Raw genomic sequence first — 5,886 nt, 5'->3', positions numbered from 1 at the left:
GTGACAGGATTTGAACCTGCGACCTCTTCGTCCCGAACGAAGCGCGCTACCAAGCTGCGCCACACCCCGATGGCCCTTGAGCCGAGAGGTAGCCTATCGCACCTTCCGACTGTTCACCAATCCACCGGTCTCAACTCCGCGCAATGAGCCGCAGCAACGTCGCTTCCGGACGGCAGAAGAGCCGGATCGGTGCGGTGGGCGAGGTCCCGATCCCCGCCGAGACATGCAACCAGCTGGCCTTCGCGCCTGCTCCCCAGGTACTCAATCCGGATGCCTGTTCGAGCGGCAGGTCGCAGTTGTCGACGATCGCGCGGTTGACCGGCAGACAAACCTGCCCGCCGTGGGTGTGCCCGGCAAAGATCATCTGCAAGCCGTCGGCTGTCATCGCGTCCAACACCCGTCGGTAGGGCGCATGAGTGACACCGAGACTCAGATCCGCGTCCGCCGCCAATGGCCCCGACACGGCCGCGTAGTTGTCGAGTTTGTTGTGGGCGTCCCCGGTGCCACGAAGATCGATGGTGCGTCCGGCAACCGACAGCCTCGCCGATGCATTGTCAAGGTAGGCCCAACCGGCGTCTGTGAGAGCGCCCTGCAGCCGCCAGGTAGGCAGCGGCTCCTTGTTGTTGGCGGAAACTGTCGAATTGCGGACGAGGTAGCCGGCGGGATTACGGAAACTAGGCGCCGTGAAATCGTTCGAGCCGAAGACGAACGCGCCCGGACGCTTCAACAGCGGAGCCAGAGCCTCGAGCAGCGGTTCGATCGCGTCCGGGCTCGAGATGTTGTCACCGGTGGTGATCACCAGATCGGGATTCAATGCCCCCAGGCTCGCCACGAAACGCAGCTTGCGCTTCTGATACGGCATCTGGTGAATGTCGGACAGATGAAGCACCCGGATCTCGGACGACCCCCAGGGCAATACAGGCACGTCCACTCGGCGCAGGATGAACGCTCGAGCCTCCACCCATGCTCCAGCGGTCACTGCGCTACCCAGCCCGATCAGGCCACCAGTAGCGAGCGCCAGCCGGCGTCCGGTGGTCATCGGCCACCTGTGGGCGCGACCCACTTGGTGAACTTCGATTGCGGCATGCCGGCCATCGCCTCCTGCATGATCGGCTTCCACAGACCGCCGGCATCGCTACGCCCGTTGGCATACAACCCTCGGCCACCCAGCGGCGTGAGCGGGATGCTCAGCACATTGCGGGACTGCTCGGGGGTGTTCTGCCACAGCGCGCTCATATTGTCGCCCGCCACCACCACAGCAGTCGAGACATCGGGGGTGTAGCCCACGAAGGCCGAGCTTGACGCCGAGTTGTCCGAGGTACCGGTCTTGGACGCCTGATCGATGCCATTGGGGATATAGGTCGACGATGACAGACCGGAGACATGCGTGCGATTCAATACATAGTTCACGCCGTCCGCGACACTTGGGTCGATCGTCTGCTGGCAGTCGGCGCTCGGCGCCGGGATCTCAGCCCCGTTGCGATCCAAGAGCGACTCGATGATGATCGGATTGCAGCGAACACCCCGGTTGCCGAAGGTGCCGTAGCCGACTGCCATCGACAGCGGCGTCACCTTGGCGGCGCCGAGGGTGAACGACGGGATGTAGTCGAAATCGTCCAGCGACTGCTCATTGCCGATCGGCTGGGCGATCTCGACACCGGCCCGCTTGGCCATGTCCACCGCCTGGCAGGGGCCGACATCGCGTTCGAGCGAGACCCAATAGTTGTTGACCGACCACATCATGCCGCTCACCATGTTGAAGGGGCCCTTGTCCTGACCCGGAACTGCATTGGTCGTCGAGTAGCTATCGCCGAGGAGGAACTTGCCCTCGTCATCGCAACCCTGGAACCACTGCCCCTTCCAGTTCTGGGTCTTCTGCACGTTGTACGAGGTCGAATCGGGGAAGTGTCCCTGCTGAATGGCTGCAGCGGCCGTCCAGGTCTTGAATGTCGAACCGAAGAGATAGCCGTCGGCGCCGCCCATGTCATATCTGACCGAGTAGTTCCAGGCGGTCTCGCCCGGTCCGTCACCCATCACCGGCCGTGACTGCGCCATGGCCAGGATGCGTCCCGTCGCATTCTCGACGGTGTCGGCCACGGCGATAGCGGCGTCTTCGGGCCCGACGACCGAGCTGATGACGTTTTGAGCGGTGTCTTGCAGGCTCGGGTCGATGGTCAACGTGATCTTCAGGCCGGCCCGGTTGAGCACGTCGCGGCGGGCATCCCAGCTGTCGCCCAGGAAAGACATGTCATCGCTCATCAGCACTCGCGAGGCATAGTCGCAGATGAACGGGTAACGAGTGCCCTGGCAGCCGCTACCGATCGTCTGCACCTGTGAGGCATCGTATCCCTGCACCGCGGCCTCGTCCGCCACCGACTGCGGCATCCCCTGGTAACGCACCTGCGCGTCGAGCACAGCCTGCCGGCGGGCAACGGCTGCGTCCGGGTGATTGATCGGATCGGACTGACTCGGGTTTTGCACGAGCCCGGCGAGCATCGCCGCCTGGGCGACGTTCAGCTGGGAAGCATCGGTATTGAAATAGTGCCGGGCGGCAGCCTGCACACCGTAGGCTCCGTCGCCGTAGTACGCGATGTTGAGGTAGCGCTCCAGGATTTCGTCCTTGGTGAGGCTGTTCTCCAAAGCGATCGCGTAACGCATCTCGAGGATCTTGCGGTTCATATTGGGGGCTTGCACCTCTTGTATACAGGTGGCATCCCCGTTGCACATCTGAAGGCGCACCTGCTTGACGTACTGCTGAGTGAGCGTGGAGCCGCCGCCACTGATGCCACCGCCGGCCGCGTTACCGAGCGCCGCTCGCACGATGGACTGGAAATCGACCGCCCCGTGCTCGTAGAAGCGGTGATCCTCAATGGCAATCTGAGCGGTCTGCATCTCGGGGGAGATCTGATCGAGGGTGACATACTGACGGTTCTCGTCGAAGAACGTTGCCAGCACCGATCCGTCAGACAGGTACATCGTCGAGGCCTCGTATTGATCAGGTACCGCAAGGTTGGCGGGCACGTCCCGCAACGCTGCCGCGCCCGCCCGCGTCGCTCCGGCGGCCAGTGCCGCGAAGGGGACGCCGAGTCCGGCGACCAGCACTCCTGCCAGAATGCTGACCACCGCGAACATCAGCAGCGAATAGGCTTTGCTTCCCGCAGTCTTTACGCTCACGCTCTCTAGGGTACGTGACGCCGTCACTGCTTTCCGCGCCGGTTTCGAGCGGCAGTTGAGTGCTGTGCGCCAGGTGAGAGCGTGGTCTTGTGCGGTCCGGGAAGTGTTCCTGGTCTTCGAGGTGGCGTCCGCAGCGACGGTTTCGCTCGGTCAGTCGTCAGGTGTAGGTTGGAGGCCACCCACCACTGAAGGGAGCGTGCATCGATGGCCGTGCCTGACCCCGAGGACTGGCCACTTCTGGCCAAGTGTAGAGGGATGAATGACGCCCTGTTTCCCGAAGGCAAAGACCAGAAGCGGGCAAAGACAATTTGCATGGGCTGCCCGGTGCGTGCGCAATGTCTGGCAGAGGCGCTGGATAACCGCATCGAATGGGGTGTCTGGGGCGGTATGACCGAGCGAGAACGCCGTCAGTTGCTACGTCAGCGTCCGGATGTGAAATCGTGGTCTGCGGTACTGAACGCTGTGGTCTCGTCGACCCACACCGTGAGAGTGATCGATGAGACATTCGACGAACCGCAGCCGCCGGGCGAGGCCGAACCGCAAAGAAACTCGCAGGCAGCAGAAACCCGTCACTGACGACAGCCTTTCGCCCAGTGAGCAATCGGCAATTGGGCAAACTGCCAACATATCGCATTGGCATTCAGGAATTCAAGACATGTCTCGACGTCGAGACTCTGTCAGTGTGCCTCGGCATTCTGAATGGCGCGCAATGGGCGGGCGGATTTTAGCAGAGATTCGGTGCTCGTGCCAGAGGCAGTGCAACTTGGTTGACGCTTCCTGCTTCTGACCGCTAGGAAATACCTGAGAGAGAAATCCGCCCGCTCGATGAATGTGCTTCTGGTAAGTGCAAATGCGTTTCTCTCGGGGAAAAAGTGGGAAACCCCCAAAGATCTGGGCAAGATCGAGCGGATTGGTTAGACTGATAAACAAACGCACGGGCGTGGTGCGTTGGAGTGCCTAGGGGTAGGCGCGCCTCACTGATGAGGGGAATTCCGTGGGTATTAATGAGGTCATCGTATGGATCTTGATGATCTGTATGGTGCTGGGCGGCTTGGACCGCGCAATTGGCAATAAGTTCGGCTTGGGGGAGAAGTTCGAAGACGGCATCAATGCCATGGGGCCGCTGGCGCTCTCCATGGTTGGTGTCTACGCTCTATCACCGATCCTGGCGAAGATCTTGGGTGTCGTCGTCGTTCCTGTTTACAGCTTCCTCGGAGCCGATCCGGCGATGTTCGCCGGCACCTTGCTCGCAAATGACATGGGCGGCTGGCCGCTGGCGCAGGCACTGACCGACAATCCGGACGCGCAGAAGCTGTCCGGCCTGGTCCTGGGCGCGATGATGGGCGCGACGATCGTGTTCACGATCCCGGTGGCACTGGGCATTATTAACAAGGAAGATCGCGGCTTCTTGGCGCGCGGCGTGCTGGCAGGCATCATCACTATCCCGATCGGCGTCTTCGTTTCCGGCCTGGTGGCGGGCATGCCCGTCGGCTGGGTGCTGCGTCAGATCGTCCCGATCATCTTGGCCGCCGCGCTGATCGCCGTCGGACTGTGGTTCAAGCCGGACGCCATGACCAGAGGCTTCGAGGCCTTCGGTAAGGGCTTGGTGTTCATGATCTCGGTGGGCCTGGTGATCGGCATCTTCCAGGAGATGACCGGTGTCATGATCTTCACCGGCGATTGGGAGATGCTGCCTGTGACCGAGGGCTTCGCGGTTGTTGCATCGATCGCGATGGCCTTGGCCGGTGCGTTCCCCGCGGTGCATCTGATCGTGACCTTCGGTCAGAAGCCGCTGGCTGCTCTGGGCAAGCTCATCGGCATCAGTGACACGGCAGCCGGCGGCCTGATCGCCACGCTGGCCAACAACATCGCGATGTTCGAGATCATGAAGAACATGGACGCTCGCGGCAAGATCTTGAACTCGGCTTTCGCGGTGTCGGCCGCATTCGCCTTCGGCGATCACCTGGGCTTCACGGCAGGTGTCATGCCCGACATGATCACGGCTGTCATCCTGGGCAAGCTGACAGCCGGCATTACCGCAGTCGCAGTCGCATATCTGCTCTTCGCCAGAGCCTTCCCTGCCGCGGGCGCGGAACCCGAAGTGGCAGTGGCCGACAACGGCGCACAGTCGGAAAGCTAGCCCGAAGATGCGTATCGCACGAGTCGTGGGATCAGCGGTCTCGACCATCAAGGTCGATTCCTTGACCGGGACCAAGCTGCTGGTCGTCCGGGAGACCTCTGTCAGCGATGAACTCGAAGGCAGACCGTTCGTGGCGGTCGACAGTGTCGGCGCGGGTGAGGGCGAACTCGTCCTGGTGAGTGAGGGCAGCGCCGGTCGGCACACCGATTTAACCGCAGATACTCCCGTTGACGCCGTGATTATGGCGATCCTCGATTCGCTTGAGGTAGGCGGCGAGACCACATTCAGGAAGAGCTGATCAGCAGTCCCGCTGCTTCTCAGTCCACTCGTGCGGAGCTGGCTCCGTCGTCCAGATCAGCGTCATCGACATATCGACGCTGACATCGAATCAAAGCGCACAACCTCAGCTATCTCCGGGGAGCCATTTCCATCAGGTTCCGGGCGCCGGAGGCAGCCGGGGCATCTCACAAATCAGTGGTAGGGAACCCAGATAACAAGGGAGCGTAATCGTGGATCATCAGGATCAGGGGGTGAATTGATGTTGTTGCGAACGAAATTGTTCGGGCATACGT

The 5,886-nt window shown here is 61.8% G+C and carries 4 protein-coding genes and 1 pseudogene; 3 read left to right on the top strand and 2 right to left on the bottom strand.

Annotated features, from left to right (window positions below; translation table 11 throughout):
* Nucleotides 1-130: 130 nt before the first annotated feature.
* Nucleotides 131-1,039, bottom strand: a complete 909-nt coding sequence (locus AAFP05_RS01115) for a metallophosphoesterase (RefSeq protein WP_341728007.1) — start codon at nucleotides 1,037-1,039, stop codon at nucleotides 131-133.
* Nucleotides 1,036-3,174, bottom strand: coding sequence for a transglycosylase domain-containing protein (locus AAFP05_RS01110; RefSeq protein WP_341728006.1), 2,139 nt, complete (start codon nucleotides 3,172-3,174; stop codon nucleotides 1,036-1,038). Before AAFP05_RS01110 ends, AAFP05_RS01115 begins: the two co-directional genes overlap by 4 nt.
* Before the next feature lie 204 nt (nucleotides 3,175-3,378).
* On the opposite strand from AAFP05_RS01110, the pseudogene AAFP05_RS01105 reads away from it, so the two are divergent.
* From AAFP05_RS01105 to AAFP05_RS01095, 3 genes and pseudogenes are all read left to right on the top strand, one after another.
* A pseudogene (locus tag AAFP05_RS01105) lies at nucleotides 3,379-3,636 on the top strand (WhiB family transcriptional regulator); the annotation flags it as partial.
* Nucleotides 3,637-4,168: 532 nt separating this feature from the next.
* Entirely contained in the window at nucleotides 4,169-5,314 is a 1,146-nt protein-coding gene (locus AAFP05_RS01100; RefSeq protein ID WP_341728005.1) for an ethanolamine utilization protein EutH, read from the top strand.
* Nucleotides 5,315-5,321: 7 nt separating this feature from the next.
* A complete protein-coding gene (locus tag AAFP05_RS01095; RefSeq protein WP_341728004.1) occupies nucleotides 5,322-5,612 on the top strand; it encodes a EutN/CcmL family microcompartment protein in 291 nt (96 codons plus the stop codon).
* Nucleotides 5,613-5,886 lie beyond the last annotated feature (274 nt).

Source organism: Brooklawnia sp., from assembly GCF_032229645.1.
In the GTDB taxonomy this organism is placed as follows: Bacteria; Actinomycetota; Actinomycetes; order Propionibacteriales; family Propionibacteriaceae; genus Brooklawnia.
The sequence above is the reverse complement of the archived record's forward strand: the minus strand, read 5'-3'. Positions and strand labels throughout refer to the sequence as shown.

Coding starts and splice junctions, on each gene's coding strand:
- AAFP05_RS01115 (WP_341728007.1), bottom strand. CDS start 1,039: ATGACCACCGGACGCCGGCTGGCGCTCGCTACTGGTGGCCTGATCGGG.
- AAFP05_RS01095 (WP_341728004.1), top strand. CDS start 5,322: ATGCGTATCGCACGAGTCGTGGGATCAGCGGTCTCGACCATCAAGGTC.